The sequence below is a fragment of the Pseudomonas sp. AO-1 genome, assembly GCF_019775695.1.
Taxonomy (GTDB): Bacteria; Pseudomonadota; Gammaproteobacteria; order Pseudomonadales; family Pseudomonadaceae; genus Aquipseudomonas; species Aquipseudomonas parakoreensis.
This window is the reverse complement of the sequence record NZ_CP079947.1, coordinates 2,532,728-2,551,531: the sequence shown is the minus strand read 5'-3', so window position 1 is coordinate 2,551,531 and position 18,804 is coordinate 2,532,728. Positions and strand designations below refer to the sequence as shown.

19 protein-coding genes are annotated in these 18,804 nt (G+C 60.4%); 14 read left to right on the top strand and 5 right to left on the bottom strand.

Translation table 11 applies throughout. From position 1 onward, the window contains the following. Positions 1-154: 154 nt before the first annotated feature. Positions 155-583, bottom strand: coding sequence for a rhodanese-like domain-containing protein (locus tag KVQ82_RS11870; RefSeq protein WP_041073551.1), 429 nt, complete (start codon positions 581-583; stop codon positions 155-157). 102 nt (positions 584-685) lie between these two features. On the opposite strand from KVQ82_RS11870, the gene ftrA reads away from it, so the two are divergent. After that, positions 686-1,660 carry a transcriptional regulator FtrA gene (ftrA, locus tag KVQ82_RS11865; RefSeq protein WP_047293405.1) on the top strand — a complete coding sequence of 325 codons (975 nt, stop codon included), beginning with the start codon at positions 686-688 and terminating at the stop codon, positions 1,658-1,660. 133 nt (positions 1,661-1,793) lie between these two features. Here the strand turns inward: ftrA and cobF are convergent, their stop codons facing one another. Together cobF and KVQ82_RS11855 are read right to left on the bottom strand one after the other, a co-directional pair. Next, entirely contained in the window at positions 1,794-2,549 is a 756-nt protein-coding gene (cobF, locus tag KVQ82_RS11860) for a precorrin-6A synthase (deacetylating) (protein WP_198760015.1), read from the bottom strand. After that, a complete protein-coding gene (locus KVQ82_RS11855) occupies positions 2,549-3,139 on the bottom strand; it encodes a histidine phosphatase family protein (RefSeq protein ID WP_222018951.1) in 591 nt (196 codons plus the stop codon). The genes cobF and KVQ82_RS11855 overlap by 1 nt, the downstream gene beginning before the upstream one ends. Positions 3,140-3,451: 312 nt before the next feature. On the opposite strand from KVQ82_RS11855, the gene KVQ82_RS11850 reads away from it, so the two are divergent. The 11 genes from KVQ82_RS11850 to KVQ82_RS11800 all read left to right on the top strand — a co-directional run bounded on the left by KVQ82_RS11850 (position 3,452) and on the right by KVQ82_RS11800 (position 13,689). Then, positions 3,452-4,306: a MurR/RpiR family transcriptional regulator gene (locus tag KVQ82_RS11850; RefSeq protein WP_041074163.1), complete on the top strand. Its 855-nt coding sequence runs from the start codon at positions 3,452-3,454 to the stop codon at positions 4,304-4,306. Positions 4,307-4,308: 2 nt separating this feature from the next. After that, positions 4,309-4,953 carry an isochorismatase family cysteine hydrolase gene (locus KVQ82_RS11845; protein ID WP_222018950.1) on the top strand — a complete coding sequence of 215 codons (645 nt, stop codon included), beginning with the start codon at positions 4,309-4,311 and terminating at the stop codon, positions 4,951-4,953. Beyond that, positions 4,950-6,281, top strand: a complete 1,332-nt coding sequence (locus KVQ82_RS11840; protein WP_222018949.1) for a glutamine synthetase family protein — start codon at positions 4,950-4,952, stop codon at positions 6,279-6,281. Before KVQ82_RS11845 ends, KVQ82_RS11840 begins: the two co-directional genes overlap by 4 nt. After that, positions 6,265-7,017 (top strand): N-formylglutamate amidohydrolase, encoded by a 753-nt coding sequence (locus KVQ82_RS11835; RefSeq protein ID WP_041074157.1) that lies wholly within the window; start codon positions 6,265-6,267, stop codon positions 7,015-7,017. Before KVQ82_RS11840 ends, KVQ82_RS11835 begins: the two co-directional genes overlap by 17 nt. A gap of 85 nt (positions 7,018-7,102) precedes the next feature. Beyond that, positions 7,103-8,452 (top strand): APC family permease, encoded by a 1,350-nt coding sequence (locus tag KVQ82_RS11830; protein ID WP_222018948.1) that lies wholly within the window; start codon positions 7,103-7,105, stop codon positions 8,450-8,452. A 119-nt stretch (positions 8,453-8,571) separates the two neighbouring features. Beyond that, on the top strand, positions 8,572-9,588 hold the full coding sequence (locus KVQ82_RS11825; RefSeq protein WP_222018947.1) for an arginine N-succinyltransferase: 1,017 nt from the start codon (positions 8,572-8,574) through the stop codon (positions 9,586-9,588). A 61-nt stretch (positions 9,589-9,649) separates the two neighbouring features. After that, positions 9,650-10,684 carry an arginine N-succinyltransferase gene (gene astA, locus KVQ82_RS11820; protein WP_222018946.1) on the top strand — a complete coding sequence of 345 codons (1,035 nt, stop codon included), beginning with the start codon at positions 9,650-9,652 and terminating at the stop codon, positions 10,682-10,684. A 185-nt stretch (positions 10,685-10,869) separates the two neighbouring features. After that, the gene (locus KVQ82_RS11815; protein WP_007968750.1) at positions 10,870-11,739 is read left to right on the top strand and encodes an oxaloacetate decarboxylase; all 870 of its coding nucleotides are present in this window, start codon (positions 10,870-10,872) and stop codon (positions 11,737-11,739) included. 326 nt (positions 11,740-12,065) lie between these two features. Next, positions 12,066-12,839 carry a hypothetical protein gene (locus KVQ82_RS11810; RefSeq protein ID WP_222018945.1) on the top strand — a complete coding sequence of 258 codons (774 nt, stop codon included), beginning with the start codon at positions 12,066-12,068 and terminating at the stop codon, positions 12,837-12,839. Further along, positions 12,836-13,516 carry a transposase gene (locus tag KVQ82_RS11805; protein ID WP_222018944.1) on the top strand — a complete coding sequence of 227 codons (681 nt, stop codon included), beginning with the start codon at positions 12,836-12,838 and terminating at the stop codon, positions 13,514-13,516. The genes KVQ82_RS11810 and KVQ82_RS11805 overlap by 4 nt, the downstream gene beginning before the upstream one ends. Then, positions 13,513-13,689 carry a hypothetical protein gene (locus KVQ82_RS11800; RefSeq protein WP_186448468.1) on the top strand — a complete coding sequence of 59 codons (177 nt, stop codon included), beginning with the start codon at positions 13,513-13,515 and terminating at the stop codon, positions 13,687-13,689. The genes KVQ82_RS11805 and KVQ82_RS11800 overlap by 4 nt, the downstream gene beginning before the upstream one ends. A gap of 64 nt (positions 13,690-13,753) precedes the next feature. Here KVQ82_RS11800 and KVQ82_RS11795 read toward each other — a convergent pair whose 3' ends face one another. Next, a complete protein-coding gene (locus tag KVQ82_RS11795) occupies positions 13,754-14,989 on the bottom strand; it encodes a M20/M25/M40 family metallo-hydrolase (RefSeq protein WP_222018943.1) in 1,236 nt (411 codons plus the stop codon). A 142-nt stretch (positions 14,990-15,131) separates the two neighbouring features. Beyond that, complete coding sequence (locus KVQ82_RS11790) at positions 15,132-16,205, bottom strand: diguanylate cyclase (protein ID WP_145595235.1); 1,074 nt, start codon at positions 16,203-16,205, stop codon at positions 15,132-15,134. Between the two features lie 172 nt (positions 16,206-16,377). On the opposite strand from KVQ82_RS11790, the gene KVQ82_RS11785 reads away from it, so the two are divergent. Next, on the top strand, positions 16,378-17,829 hold the full coding sequence (locus KVQ82_RS11785; protein WP_222018942.1) for an NAD(P)/FAD-dependent oxidoreductase: 1,452 nt from the start codon (positions 16,378-16,380) through the stop codon (positions 17,827-17,829). A gap of 21 nt (positions 17,830-17,850) precedes the next feature. Further along, the gene (locus KVQ82_RS11780) at positions 17,851-18,777 is read left to right on the top strand and encodes an alpha/beta fold hydrolase (RefSeq protein WP_222018941.1); all 927 of its coding nucleotides are present in this window, start codon (positions 17,851-17,853) and stop codon (positions 18,775-18,777) included. Positions 18,778-18,804: the final 27 nt, after the last annotated feature.

The window sequence follows — 18,804 nt, the reverse complement described above, 5'->3', positions numbered from 1 at the left end:
ACCGGGATCAACGGTGCGCCGACATGGTGCAAAGGCTGTAGGACAAATCTTTGAAAATGACAAAAATTGCCTATGTAGGAGCTGCCGAAGGCTGCGATCTTTTGGTCTTTAAAAGTCAAAAGATCGCAGCCTTCGGCAGCTCCTACAAAAGCATTCAGCATTCACATCCAATAGGCGCCTTGGCGGCTTGAGTAGTACTCAAGCTGAAGCCCTCATCCAGCCAGCCGGTCACGCCGCCGATCATCTCCTTGACCGGGTAACCCAACGCCGCCAGTTTCACCGCAGCCTTGTTGGCGCCGTTGCAGTGCGGGCCGGCGCAATAGACCACGAACAACGTGCTCGTCGAATACTCCGCCAGGCCTTCGGCGGTCAGCAAGCGGGTCGGAATGTTGATCGCGCCCGGCACGTGACCGCGCTCGAACGCCAAAGGCCCGCGCACATCGACCAGGACAAAATCGACTTCACCGGCCTCCTGGCTGCTGTACACGTCAGAACAATCGGTTTCAAACGTCAGACGGTTGCTGAAATGCATCAGGGCAATGGCCGACGGTGCGGCAGGAATGTCGCGAACCAGGCTGGTCATGTTGTGTGGCTCCTTCATATGTTGGGGTGTGAACAGACTTTATCGGGCCGTCACTTGGCGCTACAGTGGCGCGCAAGACACTCACCGGGAACTTTCCGCCAAATGCCTGATTCACCTGGATTGGTCGCGATTCTGGCCTACGACGGCCTCTGTACCTTCGAGTTCGGGATTGCCGTGGAAATCTTCGGCCTCGCCCGGCCGGAGTTCGATTTCCCGTGGTACGAGCACCGCATCGTCGCCGTCGACGCAGGGCCGATGCGCGCCATGGGCGGCATTCACGTCCTGGCCGACGGCGGCCTGGAGCTGCTGGCGCAGGCACGCACCATCATCATTCCCGGTTGGCGGGATCGCGAAGCCCCGGTGCCACCGGCCCTGCTTGGCGCATTGCGTCAGGCCCACGCCCACGGTGCGCGGCTGTTATCGATCTGTTCAGGGGTGTTCGTGCTGGCCGCCAGCGGCTTGCTCGACGGCCACGGCGCGACCACCCACTGGCGCTACAGCGATGAACTGGCGCGGCGCTTCCCGGCGATTGCGGTGGATCCGGATGTGCTGTACGTCGACTCGGGTCAATTGATCACCTCGGCCGGCAGTGCCGCCGGGATCGATGCGTGTCTGCATCTGGTGGCCCGCGACTTTGGCACTCAGGTCGCCAATTCGGTGGCGCGGCGGCTGGTGATGTCGCCGCAACGCACCGGCGGCCAGGCGCAATTCATTCCCACGCCTGTCAGCCCAACGCCGCGCAACGATTTGTCACGGGTGATGCAATGGGCTCGCGAGCGTCTGCACCAACCGCTGGAAGTACGCGATCTGGCGAGCGAAGCGGCGATGAGCGAGCGCACGTTTCTGCGGCGATTCAGCGAGGCCAGCGGGCAATCGCCCAAGGCGTGGCTGCAACACGAACGCCTGGCGCGGGCGCGGGAACTGCTGGAAAGCACAGCACACAACAGCGAACAGATTGCCGAGCGCTGTGGTTACCGATCGGTGGAAAGCTTTCGCGTGGCATTTCGCAGCGTGGTCGGGGTGCCGCCGTCGGTGTATCGGGAGCGGTTTGGGCGTGGGGTCAAAGCGATTTCCTGAGGTGAGTTTCCGGACGCCTTCGCTGGCAAGCCAGCTCCCACAGGTTTGGCGTCGTACACACCACCTCGTCTCAACCCGAAAACCTGTGGGAGCGGGCTTGCCCGTGATGAGGCCCGCATCGACACCCGACAATTCAGGGCTTGCGCAACAGATAGGTATCCATGATCCACCCATGCTCGGCCCGCGCCGCTTTGCGCGTGCGCTCGATCTGATCCGCAACATCCTCAAGCTTGCCGCTGATCAGAATCTCATCCGGCGTGCCGAGGTAAGCGCCCCAGTAAATCTCGGTCTGTTGATCCGCCACATGGTGGTAGGAATCTTCCGCATCGAGCATCACCACCAGGCTGTCCGTTTCACTCACCTGCCCCGCCGCCAGACGCCGGCCCGTGGTGATTTCGATTGACCGGCCAATGCTGTTCAACGGCACTTTATGCTGCGCGGCCAGTGCCTGAACGCTGGTAATCCCGGGGATCACTTCAAACTCGAACGCACAGCGGCCTGACGCCAGAATCGCCTGCAGGATACGAATCGTGCTGTCGTACAGCGCCGGATCGCCCCACACGAGGAAACCGCCGCATTCGTTGTCAGCCAATTCTTGATTGATCAGCCGCTCGAAGGTTTCCTGCTTTGCACGGTTCAGATCTTCGACCGCGCGGGTGTAGTCCACGTCGCCACGCTCACGCTCCGGGCTGTGAGCCTCGACGAAGCGAAAGGCAGGATCGGTGATGTAGCGCTCACAGATGTCGCGACGCAGATCGATCAGTTTGTCCTTGTGCGGGCCTTTGTCCATCAGAAAAAACACGTCTACCCGGTTGAGCGCTTTCACCGCCTGCAGGGTGATGTAGTCGGGGTTGCCGGCGCCGATGCCGATGACCAGCAGTCGTTTCATCACTGTGCTCCCACACGAACGCTACTCGGCAAGCGTAGCCGCCAGATCCCGTTGAACCGCAGTTCAACGACTGACAGCGGTTCAACATCAATCGCGTTGAACGCTACGCCCTGCACCACCTGCATCAATGCAGCCCGCACCACGAAAGGATGGGTGATCGCGACGATAGGCCCCGGCGTGCCTTGCAGGCTGGCCAGCCACGCCGCCACGCGTTCGCCCAATTGCGTCACCGACTCGCCGCCATGGGGTGCCGCCTGCGGATCACTGATCCATGCCTGCAAAGCCTCGGCCTCGCGCAGTTGCAGATCCTTGATCGCTTGTCCGTGCCAGCGCCCCATATCGCAATCGCGCAGCGCTTCGTCTACCTGCGGCGCCGCACCGAACCACTCGGCGGTCTGGCGCGTACGCAATTCCGGCCCGCACAGCAGACGGCCGGCGCTGGCGAGTTGTGTGGCCAACGCACCGAGCCCTGATGCCGGATTTTCAACAGGCTCGTTCGTAGGAAAACGCGACAATTTCTGTGCGACGGTTCGAGCGTGGCAGATCAATGTCAAACAGGTGGATTGCACAGGGTTGCACTCGCTGAACATCGGTTGAATCGGCGGCAAACCGCCGGTTTTGCGGCAATTGTGCCGCAAAACCGGGCGGCTCGGGGGACCTCGCGATCTAGGACGTTACCCCGGCGAGCGTACAAAAACGGCAATGTCTCACACACCAATAGGCAATGGACTACAAGGGTCGAGGACATCGGTGTAGCCCTTGTGACACAGCTCTTTGAGGTTATTTAAACAGTGAATTCCTACCGCAAAAAATTCACTAGACATGTAACCTGAGTTACATAAATACTGTTTTAACGGATTATGAAACAAATTCAACACCCCCCTCATCCAGCAGGAGCCCGGATGCCCCCTCTTAGAGACTTGATCACCGATCCCGGCCTGGAGCTGACGCCGTCGGAGCGCAAAGTGATTCGCGCCCTGCTCGACCAGTATCCACGCAATGGCCTGGGTCCGATGGCGCGTCTGGCCGAACACGCCGGCGTCAGCGATCCGACCATCGTGCGGCTGGTGAAGAAGCTCGGATTCGGCGGTTATGCCGAATTCCAGGACGCCCTGCTCAGCGACATGGACCACCGCCTGCGCTCGCCGCGCACCCTGTTGCAACCGCGTTCGCACCTGAACAAGGACGACGCCTGGGGCCATTATCTGGCCGATAGCCAACGCCTGCTGGTGGAAACCCAGGTTCTGACCCAGCCCGAAGACGTACGCATTCTGCTCGACTGGCTGCTCGATACGCGGCACCAGATCTACTGCTTCGGCGGACGTTTCAGCAGCCTGATGGCCAACTACCTGCTCAATCACCTGCGCCTGCTGCGCCCCGGCTGTTTTGCCCTGGAAGACAACGCGCAACTGCCCGACCGCCTGTTCGATCTGCAACGCCAGGACGTGGTGCTGCTGTTCGACTATCGCCGCTATCAGACCCAGGCCTTGCGCGTGGCCAGTGCTGCAAAAAGCCGCAACGCCCGGGTGGTGCTGTTCACCGACATCTATGCCTCACCGCTGCGCGAACTGGCCGACCTGATCATCAGTGCCCCGGTGGAATCGGCTTCGCCGTTCGACACCATGGTGCCAGCGCTGGCCCAGGTGGAAGCACTGATTGCCTGCCTGACCCTCCGCAGCCCCGATCTGGCCGATCGCCTGGAAGGCATCGACGCCCTGCGCAACGAGTTCAACACCCACTTGCTGGAGGATAAATAAGGATGTTCAGTCTTCCCCACCGCTCGCCGCGAGACTTGCCGTTTGTCACCGATCACACCGCGTTGCTGCTGGTGGACATGCAGCGTGCCTGGCTCGAACCGCAGTTCGATCCGCACCTGAACGGCCCGGACGCCGAGTATTTCCTGACCCGCACCCATATGCAGGTGGTGCCCAACCAGCGCCGCTTGCTCAGCGCCTTTCGCGAAGCGCGGCAGAACGTGCTGCACACCATTATCGAAAGCCTGACCGCCGACGGCCGCGACCGCTCGCTGGATCACAAACTGTCGGACATGCACCTGCCCAAAGGCAGTCAACAGGCGCGGATCATCGACGACCTGACGCCGGTGGAAAACGAGATCGTGCTGCCGAAAACCTCGTCCGGGGTGTTCAACTCGACCAACATCGATTACGTGCTGCGCAACCTCGAAACCCGCCACCTGATCATCGCCGGCATTGTCACCGACCAGTGCGTCGACATGGCGGTGCGTGATGCCGCCGACCGCGGTTATCTGGTGACGCTGGTCGAAGACGCCTGCGCCACCTACACCCCGGCGCGACATGACGCCTGCCTGAATGCGATCAAGGGCTACTGCTGGATCAGCGACACCCAAACCGTGCTCGGCCGCTTGCAGGAGATGCGCCCATGAGCGAGCGCCTGACGCCGTTGCCGATGACCACCATTGTCACCACTGACCTGATCGGCATCACCCGTGGCCGTTCGTTTCCCACCGATCAGCTGGAGCATTATCAAGCGGCCGGTTGCGGCTGGGTGCCGGCCAACAGTGCCTTGACGCCGCAGGACATCATCGCCTCGACCAACCCGTGGGGCGCGTATGGCGATTTGCGGCTGATCCCTGACTTGAGCAGCCGCGTCACCGTCGGCAACGGCCCGGATGCCGCAGCGCCGGCGCTGGACTTCATCCACGGCGACATTCGCGAAACCGATGGCCGCCCGTGGAGTGCCTGTCCGCGCACGCTGCTGCGCGATGAAATCGAACGTTATCGCAACGACCTCGGCCTGCAGGTCAACGCGGCGTTCGAACACGAATTCAACCTGCATGCCGGCTTCGCCGAACACCTGGCGTTTTCCCTCGAAGCCCAGCGTCAGGGCGCCGAGTTCGGCGGCTGGCTGCTCAGCGCCTTGCGTGCCGGTGGCGTCGAGCCGGAGATGTTTCTGCCGGAATACGGCAAGCATCAATACGAAATCACCTGCCGGCCGACGCTCGGTGTGGCGGCGGCGGATCGTGCGGTAAACGTGCGCGAGATCACTCGCGAGATCGCCCGGCAAATGGGCCTGGACGTCAGCTTCGCGCCGAAAACCAAGGCCGATGCGGTGTGCAACGGCGTGCATTTGCACGTCAGCCTGCTCGACCTGCAAGGTCTGCCGCTGCTCTACGACGCCGGCACCAGCAACGGTCTGTCGACCCTCGGCCAGCATTGGGCGGCGGGGATCCTGCATTATCTGCCAGCGCTGTGTGCATTCACCGCGCCGACGCCGGTGTCGTACGAACGCCTGCAGCCGCATCACTGGAGCGCGTCCTACGCGTGTCTGGGGCAGCAGAACCGTGAAGCGGCGTTGCGCATTTGTCCGACCGTGAGCCTGGGCGGCAAATCCGTGGCGGCGCAGTACAACCTGGAGTTCCGCGCCATGGACGCCACCGCTTCGCCGCACCTGGCAATGGCCGCGCTGCTGATCGCCGGACGGCTGGGCATCGAACAGCGTCTGGCGCTGAACGCGATCACTGACGAAATTCCCGATTCACTCAACGACGAGCAACGCAAGGCCCGGGGCATCGTTGCCCTGCCCGCCTCGCTGGCCCAGGCGCTGGATTGCCTGCGTGACAGTGCAGCCTTCAACCAATGGCTGCCCAAGCCGTTGCTCGACACTTACCACGCCCTTAAAACCGAGGAACTGGCGCTGACGGAACAGCTCTCGCCCGCTGACCTGTGTGAGCACTATGCACGCCTGTACTGAATCCGCCGAGCTGGGGTTGTATACCCGCCCGGTCTACAACCTGAGTCGTGAAGATTCATCGCATCCGTTGATCCTGGTGTGTGAGCACGCCAGCCGCTACATCCCCGAAGCCCTGAACAATCTGGGCCTGGACGATGCAGCCGCGCGCGAGCACATCGCCTGGGACATCGGCGCCTTGCAACTGGCTGAAAAGCTCTCGCAAGTGCTCGGGGCGACACTGTTGAGCGCCAACTATTCACGGTTGCTGATCGACCTCAACCGGCCCCGGCATGCCCCCGACAGCATTCCGGCACAGAGCGAGATTTATCAGGTGCCCGGCAATCGCGAGCTGGACGAAGCCACTCGCGAGTACCGACGCCAGACGCTGTTCAAACCGTTTCACGCCCGGCTGCAAACCCTGATCGACCAACGCGTCGCGCAGGGTCAAGCGGTACGGGTGGTGGGGATTCACAGCTTTACCCCGGTGTATTACGGCCAGCCGCGCCCGCTGGAAGTCGGCGTGTTGTTCGGCCAGGCCAGCGCCTATGCACAACGGCTGATCGACGGCCTCGGCCAGCACCCGTTGAAGGTCGCGGGCAACCAGCCGTACCGGATCGATCCGCTGGGGGACATGACCGTGCCAGTGCACGGCGATGCCCGTGGACTGGAGTCGGTGCTGATCGAGGTGCGCAACGATCTGCTGCGCAGCCCGGAAGCGGTTTCGCTGTGGGCCGAGCGCCTGGCACCGCTGCTGTAACGAATGCAAAGATTGATAACGCGGTAAACGATGGACCGACATAACAACTAAAAACGCCGGATAGGCTGACAAGGAGTTGCGCTTCATGGAAATAGAAGAGTTCGGCTACAAACAGGAGTTGAAACGTAGCCTGACACTGACCGATCTGGTGGTGTACGGAATGATCTTCATGATCCCCATTGCCCCGTTTGGCGTGTATGGCTACGTCAATGCCGAGGCGCCCGGGATGGTGCCGCTGGCCTACATCATCGGCATGGTGGCGATGCTGTTCACCGCGTTGAGCTATGGCAGCATGGCGCGGGCATTTCCGATTGCAGGTTCGGTCTACTCCTACGCGCAACGCGGACTCAACCAACACGTCGGCTTCCTCGCCGGCTGGCTGATGCTGCTCGACTACCTGCTGATTCCGCCGCTGCTGTACGTCTACGCGGCGATGGCCCTCAACCATCTTTATCCGGACATTCCGAAAGTCGGCTTCATTCTGGCGTTCCTGGTCAGCGCGACGTTCGTCAACCTGCGCGGCATCACCTTCACCGCACGGATGAACATCATCTTCCTGCTGGCGCAATTGGTGGTGCTGGGGATATTCCTGTTCTACGCCTGGAATGCCCTGCACAACGGCGGCGGCAACGGCGAGCTGACCCTGGCGCCGCTGTATCACCCGGAAACATTCAACTTCGCCCTGCTGATGCAAGCGGTGTCGATTGCGGTGCTGTCGTTCCTCGGCTTCGATGCGATCTCGACCCTCGCTGAAGAAATCAAGGGCGACCCGGGCAAAAGCGTCGGTCGGGCAGCGCTGATCACGCTGCTGGTGATGGGCGCAATTTTCGTCGTACAGACCTGGATCGCCACCGACCTCGCTGCCGGCATGGGCTTCAAGTCCGCCGACACCGCGTTCTATGAAATCGCCGAAATCGCGGCGGGCAGCTGGCTGGCAACGCTGACCGGTGTGGCGACTGCTCTGGCCTGGGGCGTTGCCGTGGCAATCACCTCGCAAGCCGCGGTGTCGCGCCTGCTGTTCGGCATGGCCCGTGACGGCAAGTTGCCGAAAGTGCTGGCCAAGGTGCACCCGAAGCACAACACCCCGTACCTGAGCATTTATCTGGTGGCGCTGCTGTCGCTGGTGATCTGCTACCTGTTCATCAATTCGGTCGACACCCTGACCTCGCTGGTCAACTTCGGTGCCCTCAGCGGTTTCATGCTGCTGCACCTGACAGTGATCAACTACTACTGGCGTCGGCAGAAGTCCGGCCAGGTCGTGCGCCATCTGATCTGTCCGGTGATCGGCTTCATCATCGTCGCCGCCATCATGTACAACATGGGCGTCGATGCGCAGAAACTCGGCCTGATCTGGATCGCGCTGGGTCTGGTGTACCTGTTCTTCCTGAACAAGCTCGGCGCCAGCAGTGCGTTGCCTGACCCGAGTAATGGCTGACAAGAAAAAGAGCGGCGTCTGACAACAAATCAGGCGACCGCCGCTTTAAAGCGTGGCAACCGACAGTGATAGTCAGGTTCGGTGGGGATCACCGGACCCTTTGATACAGGAGTACATCCATGCTGGTCTTACGCCCAGTCGAGCCAACCGACCTGCCGCAATTGCAGCAACTGGCCCGCGACAGTCTGGTCGGCGTCACGTCGCTGCCGGACGACAGCGAACGCCTGCGTGAAAAAATCGCCGGTTCCTGCGCCTCGTTCGACCACGACATTCAGGCGCAAGGCCCGGAGAATTACTTCTTCGTGCTGGAAGACCTCGATACTCGGCGGCTGGTCGGCTGCTCGGAGATCCTCGCCACGGCCGGTTTCAACGAACCGTTCTACAGCCTGCGCAACCGCCACTTCACCAGTGCCTCGCGGGAATTGAACATCGAACACGGCGTGCCGGCGCTGTCATTGTGTCACGACCTCAACGACCACACCCTGCTGCGCGGTTTTCACATCGACAATGCGCTGGTGCACAGCGCTTTTTCCGAACTGCTGTCGCGGGCGCGGCTGCTGTTCATCGCCGCTCACGCGCAACGTTTCGCCGATGCGGTGATCACCGAAATCGTCGGCTACAGCGACGAGAACGGTCATTCGCCGTTCTGGGATGCACTGGGCAAGCATTTCTTCGACCTGCCCTACGTCGAGGCCGAGCGCCTGTGCGGTCTGCAAAGCCGCACGTTTCTCGCCGAACTGATGCCGCAATACCCGATCTACGTGCCGATGCTGCCCCCGGAAGCACAGGCATGCATCGGCCGGATTCACCCGGACGGCCAGGAAGCGTTCGACATCCTTGAACGCGAAGGCTTTGAAACCAACAGCTACATCGACCTGTTCGACGCCGGCCCGACCCTGTATGCGCGCACCGTGAACATCCGTTCGATCGCCCGCAGCCAGACCGCCACCGTGCGCCAGCAAGCACAAATCGATGCACGGGGACGCTATCTGGTGAGCAACGACGCCTTGCACGGTTTCCGGGCCATCGTCGCCGAACTGGATTACCAGCCCGATCAACCGCTGTCCCTTACGCCAGCCCTGTGCACGGCGCTGAAGGTCACCGATGGCAGCACGATCAGGCTGACAGCCCTGTGAACGGCGCCCGGTTGCACACCCAACGACAGTGCCCGAACAGGCGCGTACAAGGAGTTACCGCATGATCGTCCGTCCGGTCAAAGTCAGCGACCTGCCAGCGCTGATGACTCTGGTGAAGCAGGCCGGCCCCGGGTTCACCACCCTGCCGGCCAATGAAGACCGCCTCGCTCACCGGGTGCGCTGGGCGCAACGTGCGTTCGCCGAACAGGTGGAACGCGCCGACGCCGACTACCTGTTCGTGCTCGAAGACGACGACCTGCGCGTGGTGGGTGTCAGCGCCCTGACCGGCGCGGTTGGCCTGCGCGAGCCGTGGTACAACTACCGCGTCGGGTTGACCGTGAGTTCATCAGCGGATCTGGGCATTTCCCGGCAGATACCCACGCTGTTTCTCAATAATGAGCTGACCGGCCAGTCGGAACTGTGCTCGCTGTTTCTCAGCCACGATCATCGTCATGGCAGCAACGGCCGGTTGCTGTCGTTGGGGCGCCTGCTGTTCGTGGCTGAATTTCCGCAGTTGTTTGGGGAAAAGATGATCGCCGAATTGCGTGGCAGTGCCGATGAACGCGGTTGTTCGCCGTTCTGGGACAGTCTGGGCCGGCACTTTTTCCAGATGGACTTCAGCCACGCCGACCACTTGTCGGGCCTGGGCAACAAGTCGTTCATCGCCGAACTGATGCCGCGCCAGCCGTTGTACACCTGCATGCTGACCGAACAGGCACAAGCGGCCATCGGCCAGCCACATCCCAATACCGAGCCGGCGCTGAAGATCCTGCGCGAAGAAGGCTTTGTGCATAAGGGCTACATCGACATCTTCGACGGTGGCCCGGTGATCGAAGCGCCGATCGGCAGCATTCGTACCGTGCGCGACAGCCAGGCGCTGACCCTGAGCCTCGGCACGCCGGACGATCAGGCCCCCTTGTGGCTGATTCACAACCGTCGCCTGGAGAACTGCCGCATCACCGTGGCCCCCGGTCGTCTGGTCGGCAATACCTTGGTGGTCGATCGCCTGACCGCCAAGCGCCTGCAACTGCAGCCGGGCAATTCGGTCCGCGCCGTGCTGCTGCCCAGGCAACAGCAACACGCAGTCGCGGCCTGAACGCCGGCCCTGACACTGGAAATCCGCTGATTGCAGATGAAACCTTTCAGCCTTTGCATCCGTGATCAACGCCTCACTTGCAAATTCGTCATGAACCTTGACCCATTCGCGTGATAGCCTTTTCATTCTTCGGCGTTGACACCTTTGCTCAAGCCGTTCCATTCCTTTGTATTGGTGGAACTCGTATGACCAGGCTTTCCCATCAAGATTTGCGCCGTAACTTCCGTCAATTGCTGGCTTCCGACACCTGCTACCACACGGCTTCGGTGTTCGACCCGATGTCCGCGCGCATCGCCGCAGACCTGGGTTTTGAAGTGGGGATCCTCGGCGGCTCCGTCGCCTCGTTGCAGGTGCTGGGCGCTCCCGACTTCGCCTTGATCACCCTCAGCGAGTTCGCTGAGCAAGCCACCCGCATTGGCCGCGTCGCTCAGCTGCCGGTGATCGCCGACGCCGACCACGGCTACGGCAACGCTCTCAACGTGATGCGCACCATCGTCGAACTGGAACGCGCCGGCGTCGCCGCCCTGACCATCGAAGACACGCTGCTGCCGGCACAATTCGGCCGTAAATCCACCGACTTGATCTCGGTTGCCGAAGGCGTCGGCAAGATCCGTGCAGCGCTGGAAGCCCGGGTCGATTCGGAAATGGCGATCATCGCCCGCACCAACGCCGGCATTCTGCCGAACCAGGAAATCATCAGCCGCACCAAGCAATACCAGGCCGCCGGTGCCGACGGCATCTGCATGGTCGGCGTGCAGGACTTCGATCAGCTTGAGCAAATCGCCGAACACCTGACCGTGCCGCTGATGCTGGTCACCTACGGCAACCCGGCGTTGCGTGATGACAAGCGTCTGGCCGAACTCGGTGTGCGCGTAACCATCGACGGTCACGGCGCATACTTCGCGGCGATCAAGGCCACCTACGACAGCCTGCGTGAGCAACGCCAGATCTTCACCCAGGCTTCGGACCTGAGTGCCACCGAACTGACGCACACCTACACCCAGCCAGAGGATTACATTCTGTGGGCGAAGGAATACATGAGCGTCAAGGAGTGATTGCTCACTGATACGAAGGTTTCGGGCAACTCTAAAGATGGCCGGTAGACGCAATGTCACCGGCCAAGTTGCGAGAAAAGGCGAATTGATAATAGCCAGCTTCTACCAGCGATACACACCTACAAACAAACACCAACATTTAACAACAACTACAGCGTTGATATTAAATATCGCCTCTCTATAATCGCAAACCGTTAAACAGCAAAAACATTCAAACCCTCAAGCGCGGAGATCTGTTTAACAAAACGAAATAACAAACCTGATAATTACGCCTGATCAAATAGTCTAAAAAGTACATTTGACAGAAAATGACAAAGCGACTTCCCATGATAAAAAACCTGCTCAACCCAGACTTGAAGCCTGACCAGCTTATCACCTGCATCAAAACAACAAACATGGGGAGCGAAGTAAAGATCCTGGCCGACCAGCTATCCGAACCTGAAACAGATACCGAGAATTTGTCCCGTCACGCCGCGATCATGAAAGCGACCAACATCCACACCGGAACGTTGACGTTATATTGCAACAAAGATGGAAACATCAGCCTCAAGGCACCTGATAACGCATCCGCGCCTGAGCAACTATATTCCGTACCCGGAAACAGCGTTTTGTTCGCCATCAACGGGCAATCGTATGCCATCCAGCTTTATCGGCTCGACGGTGAATATCTGACTCGCGCAGAGCAGGTGATCGTGGATGCCGAAAATCCGTTGTTCATCGACGGCAGCAAAATGCTGTATGACAGCAATCCGAATGGAAACGGGCACCCGGCGTTTATTGGCAGCATCAATCTGCCCGACAGAACTGCCGACATCAGTGTGTTCGACCCCCACTCGTTGCGCAAAATCGGCTGGTTTCCTCATGACGACAGCGCCGCGCGCTTTCTGGTGAGTCTTGAACTGCTCGAAGCAGCACAGGACCCCGGAGCCTGCAAAGTGGCGCAGGAATTGATTTATCACTATCACCCCGCTGTCGCCTGGCGGGCCTTTCAGATGATCAACAGAACGGATCGTCAGGCCGCACTAAGTTGCGCCCCGCTGTTGAGAAACCTGCAAGACAGTCGCCTGAACTACTTGCTTGACCAGTGTGAAGCGGCATGAAATTACAGTCATTTATCGAGCGCATGGCGACTTACGATCTGCAACTGGACAGTTCAAGGATCGTGGAAGATCTGCGTCAACTGGCGACTAACCGCACGTTGTTGAGCGAGTACCTCTACACCACGATTCAACAGGACGGCTTCAGTACCAAAAACAGGCTTTATGGGGCCTATGCATTTGTCCTGCACTCTAACGATCTGTTTACAGTTCGCCTGGGGTTCTGGTCGCCAGTCACGTCACGGGATGAAAGGGAAACCTTTATCTATGACCTTAACCACAGTCATGACTTCGAACTCTATTGCGTGGGTTACAGCGGTGACGGTTACACCACCGTTTCACGGGAAATTCTGGATCAAGCGCCGCTGCAGGCCGGCAGAAGGCCCGAGTTCGGCGAAGAACGAGTCCTTAAACTTATTCCGGGTGAGGTGCTGCACATGCTTCCACTAAAGGAAGTACACAAACAGCTACCACCTGAAACAATGTCTGCCTCGCTGAGTTTGCTTATTCATCCTCCGCAGGCAGCCAAAACCGAAGAAGCCTGGTGCTTCGACGACAATCTGGTGCCGACTTATCCCGGCATCGCCCGCCAGGAGACAGCACTCTATGACAGCCTGCTGTCACGGCTACAACGTGAGCAGACTTCACTGCTCACTCAATCAGAAAGGAAATCTGCATGAACAAGCAACTCGATAACTGGAACCAGACTCCACTGCTGCACGCCGGCGCCAACGTCATCAATACGCCGGTTGCAACCGCTGCGGCATCGCCATGCACAGGCATCATTCCACGTTACAACGTGGGCAACATTCACGAAATCAAACAATTCTGGAACACCCCGCAACAAGCCTGATTGCTTCAGGATTCACCGTATGAAGGTGGCAGGCCTTAACGGCTGCCGCCTTCACGCGTGGCAACTATTTGCCCGCCAATTCCATGATCATCCGCGACAACAGATAAATCCGCGGCGCCACGCTCGCCACTTCGGCGTACTCCTCCGGCGTATGAATATTGCCGCCGACAATCCCGAAACCGTCCAACGTCGGCGTGCCCACGCCGGCTGACAGGCTGGCATCCGCCGCACCACCACTGCCCTCTTCGGTCAGCTTGCGGCCGATCTCGCCGTAAATCCCTTGGGCCATCGCCATCAAGCGATCCGACTCCGCCGTTTGCGGCATCGGCGGCAAGCCGCGTTTGAGGCTGGTGGTGACTTCGGTTTCCGCGATCAGCTTGTCCTGCGAGACCCGCGCCAGGTCTTTCTCGATCCGGTCGAATTCTTCCGGCACGGCCGCGCGCACGTCAGCCTTGGCGGTGGCGTGATCGGGAATCACGTTGGTGCGGTCGCCGGCCTGGAGCACGGTGAAGTTGATCGTGGTTTTCTTCGCTTCGTCGCCGAGTTTGCCCAGTTGCAGAATCTGGTGCGCCGCTTCCATCGCGGCGTTGCGTCCCAGCTCCGGCGCAACGCCAGCGTGCGCAGCCTTGCCCTTGACCTCGACCAGAGCCGTTGCGCTGCCTTTGCGCCACACCACCAGACCATCGGCCGGACGCCCCGGTTCGAGGTTGAGCGTCACGTCGTGGGCCTTGGCGGTTTTCTTGATCAGGTCGGTGGCGACGTCCGAGCCGGTTTCTTCGCTGGCATCGAGCAGGAAGGTGATTTGCGCGTAATCCTTGAAATCGAGGTTCTTCAGGATCTTCAGCGCGTAGATCCCGGCGACGATGCCGCCCTTGTCGTCCATCACCCCCGGCCCGTAGGCGCGGCCGTCCTTGATGTGGAACGGGCGCTCGGCCGCGGAGCCTTCCTTGAACACCGTGTCCATGTGCGCCATCAAGAGGATTTTTGCCTTGCCGGTGCCTTTGAAGGTGGCCAGCACGTGGTTGGATTTTTCCGGGGTGTTGGGCACCAGTTCGATGGTGGCGCCAAGCTTTTTCAGCTCATCGATGGCGATCTCGCTGACTTGCTTCAGGCCCGGCTCATAGCCGGAACCGGAGTCGATGTTGACCAGCCGTTCCAGTAGTTTGAGGGCTTCGGGTTGATATTGCTCGGCATCCGTCAGCACTTGCTTGTGCGGTTCGGCAAAGGCACCGGCAGCGCTGAAGGCGAGGGAAAGGCCGAGGCTGGCGGCCAGCAGCGAGCGGGAAAATGAGAACGTCATGAATCGATCCTTGTTTCGCGTCGGGGGATTCAAACCGTACCTGACATCAACGCAAGGCTCTATAGCGGATGCGACACCTGAGCCGCCGACACCGAACACTTCCAGGAGCGAGCCTGCTCGCACAGGTGAATGTGCTGAGCAGTCAGACCGAATCGAGCAGTTCCTGCTTCGGCAGATCGTCATTGTTGCAGATCACCCGATTGCGCCCGGTTGCCTTGGCCTCGTACAGCGCCTGGTCCGCATCATTGAGCCAGCGGGTCGCGTCGCCATGCGCCGGATCATAAGCCGCCAGGCCAATGCTCAGGCTGACCTTGAGCGCCGGGTTCTGCTCGTAACCCAGGGTGGCGAAACGCTCGCGCAAGGCTTCCATGGCCTGCGCGGCATTGAACAGCGGCAGGTCGGGCAGAATCACGCAAAACTCATCGCCGCCGTAGCGCCCGGCAATATCCGCAGCGCGCAGGTTCTGCTTGAGCATTTTGCTCAATTGGCGCAGGACGATGTCACCCGCCACATGCCCATACGTGTCATTGATCGACTTGAAGTGGTCGATATCGATCAACGCAATCGCCGCGCCCTGTTGCTGTCGACGGCAACGTTGAAACGCGATGTCCAGTTGATCCTTCCAGGCGCCGTGGTTGAGCAGACCGGTCAGGCTGTCGGTGCGACTCAGGGCCAGCAGTTCACGTTTGTGCAGGCCCAGCGTGTAGGCCTGGCGAAAGCAGATCCAGCCCAGCGCCAACGGGTACAACATCAACAACGGCAGGCAGGCATACAGCTGTAAAGGTGAGGTGGGCGGGATGAACGCCGGGGCGAACACCACCAGACCGACGCCGATTCCAAGGACCTGCGCCGCCAGGCCCGCCGCGAGAAAACGCAAGCCGCCGATGGCGACATTATTCATCGCCATCATCGAAACGGTGGTGGCACTGGGCAACGGATTGAACTGCATGGCGGCGACCCAGAAGCCGCCCATAAACGCGTCGATCAACAGATTGCGGTGTTCAGCATGGTAGGGAACGCTGGAGCGACGAGCCCATTGAAACGCCAGATGCGGCCAGACCAGGCCGTTGAACAGCATCAGTGCCCAGACCCATGGCGGCGGGTCAAGCGGGTACATCGCCACGCTCACGCACAACAACCCCAGCACCAGGCCGAGGGTTCGCGATGTATAAAGCCTCCTGGCCAGTGAAAGTCCCTTTCCCCCCTTGTTTCGCATAAGGGCCTCGACCACTCAACGGAACCTGCGCACACCGTCAGACCGATGTGCTGGGAGTCTATCAGCCAGCCGTTAAATAGCCATCACCGCCCAGCCGCCCGCTCCCACTCGGCGAATTTTTAGCTATACCTGAAAGGATGAAAACGGTGAAACGACTATAAGAAGGAGACCCATGCGCGCCTACCAGGTGTTGATCATCGGCAGCGGATTTGGCGGCCAATGTGCGGCGGTCAATTTGCTCAAGGCCGGCATTGACGATTTTCGCCTGCTGGAACGAAGGGCGTTCTTCGGCGGCACCTGGTGCCAGAATACCTACCCCGGCGCGGCGGTGGATGTGCCCTCACCGCTGTACTCGCTGTCCTTCGCGCCGTACCGCTGGACGCAGATGTTTGCCACCCAGCCTGAACTGCACCGATACACCGAACACGTCATCGAACGCTTCGGCCTGCGCGAACGCGTGGAACTGCAAACCAACGTCGAACGCATCGAATGGGATGACGCCGCCAGGCAGTGGGCGGTGCACACTGACAAAGGGATGTTCTGCGCGCAGTTCGTGATCAACGCCTCCGGGCCATTGAGCCAACCGGTGATCCCGCCCTTCCCCGGCCAGGATCGCTTTCAGGGCAAGACTTTTCATACAAACAATTGGGATCACAGCTACGACTACCGCGGTAAACGCGTGGCCATCGTCGGCAGCGGCGCCAGCGCCGCGCAGGTCATTCCGGCAATTGCCCCCGAGGTCGCACAACTGCACGTATTCCAGCGCACACCACATTGGGTGCTGCCGCGCGCCGATCGACGGTTCGGACCTTTTCAGCGCTGGCTGCTGGGGGTAAAACCGGCCTACAAGCTGCTGCGCTGGCTGCTTTACTGGCAATTCGAAACGCGGGTCATCGCCTTCAAATATTCGAAACCGGCGATTCACCTGGTCCAGCGCCAGGCGCTGCGTTTTCTCAAGCAACAGGTGCTGGACCCGGTATTGCGCGCAAAACTCACCCCGGACTTCACCATCGGCTGCAAGCGCATTCTGCTGTCCAGCACCTATTACCCGGCGCTGACCCGGCCCAATGTCACGTTGCACAGCCGCGAACAAGGCATCGCCGCGCTCGATGAAACCGGGATCACCACCACGGACGGCCAGCACATCGATGTCGATCTGATTATCTGGTCGACAGGCTACGACGCCACCGACGGCGTGGTCTCCTATCCGGTGACCGGCAGGCACGGCGTGCAACTCAAGGATGTCTGGGCGCAGTACCCGCGCGCCTACCTGGGCACCAGCCTGCCGGACTTTCCCAACCTGTTTATCGTCACCGGGCCCAACACTGGCATCGGGCATACCTCGGCGCTGTTCATCATCGAGGCGCAGATGAACTACATCCTCGACTGCATCCACACCCTGCAGGCAAGAGGACTGCGCAGCATCGAAGTGCGCCCCGACGCGGAACGTACCTACACTGCAATGATCCACCGTGAGATGGAGCGCACGGTATGGAAGTCCGGCGGCTGTCACAGTTGGTATCAAAGCAAGAGCGGTCATGTGATCGCGATATTTCCGGGCTTCAGTTTCAGCTATTACCGGTTGACCCGGGCGCTGAAACCGGCTGACCACATTCTGTCCTGAACACGTAAAAGGAAGACGTCGATGCTTGTGCTGTTTGTCGCTCTCGCGGTTTTCGTGGCCTGGAGCTGGTTGAGTTATCCGGCGATCGGCCATTGGCTGTATGACCTGAGCACGGCGCTCGAGGCCAGGCTGTACAAGTTGCACAAGATCGAAGTGCCGATTGCCGAAATGACCGTCTCGACCTGGCAAGGTGGGCCCTATGAAGCCGCCAGCGCGATCCTGATGCTGCACGGCTACAGCGCCGAGAAAAACCTCTGGCTGCGCTTCGCCAGGCACTTTGTCCGCCAGTACCGAGTGATCATTCCGGACATCGCCGGCCACGGTGAAACCGGCTTCAAGGCCGGCGGCGGCTATGACATTGCGCTGCAGGCCAAGCGCATGATCCAGCTGCTCGACGTGTGCGGTGTGGAGAAAGTCCACGTGATCGGCAACTCGATGGGCGGCTACATCGCAGCGTGGCTGGCGGCAACCTACCCGGACCGGATTGCCTCAGTGGCACTGATCGACCCGGCCGGCGTCACCGCACCGCAGGCCAGCGACATGGAGCGCCATCTAGCCCGTGGACATAACCCGTTCCTGATCAACTCCCGGGAAGAATTCCGCCAGTTTTATGCGATGACCATGGCCTCGCCACCGTGGGTACCCGGGCTGGTGCTGGACGCCATCGCCCAGCGTTACCAACGCCAACGTGATGAGCTGGAAGAGATCTTCCGCGACTTTCGCGCCAGCCCGCCGATGGAACCGAAACTGGCCGAAATCAAATGCCCGGCGCTGCTGTTGTGGGGGCGCAAGGACCGTTTGATCGACGTCAGCAGCGTGCCGGTGTGGAGCAAGGGCATCGTCAATCTGCGGGTCGAAGTGTGGGACGGTGTCGGGCACATGCCGATGGTCGAACAACCGGGGAATACTGCGCGGTTGTATCGGGAGTTTCTGGGCAGTCAGCGATGAGTCCCAACACTATCCTTGTAGTGAGGG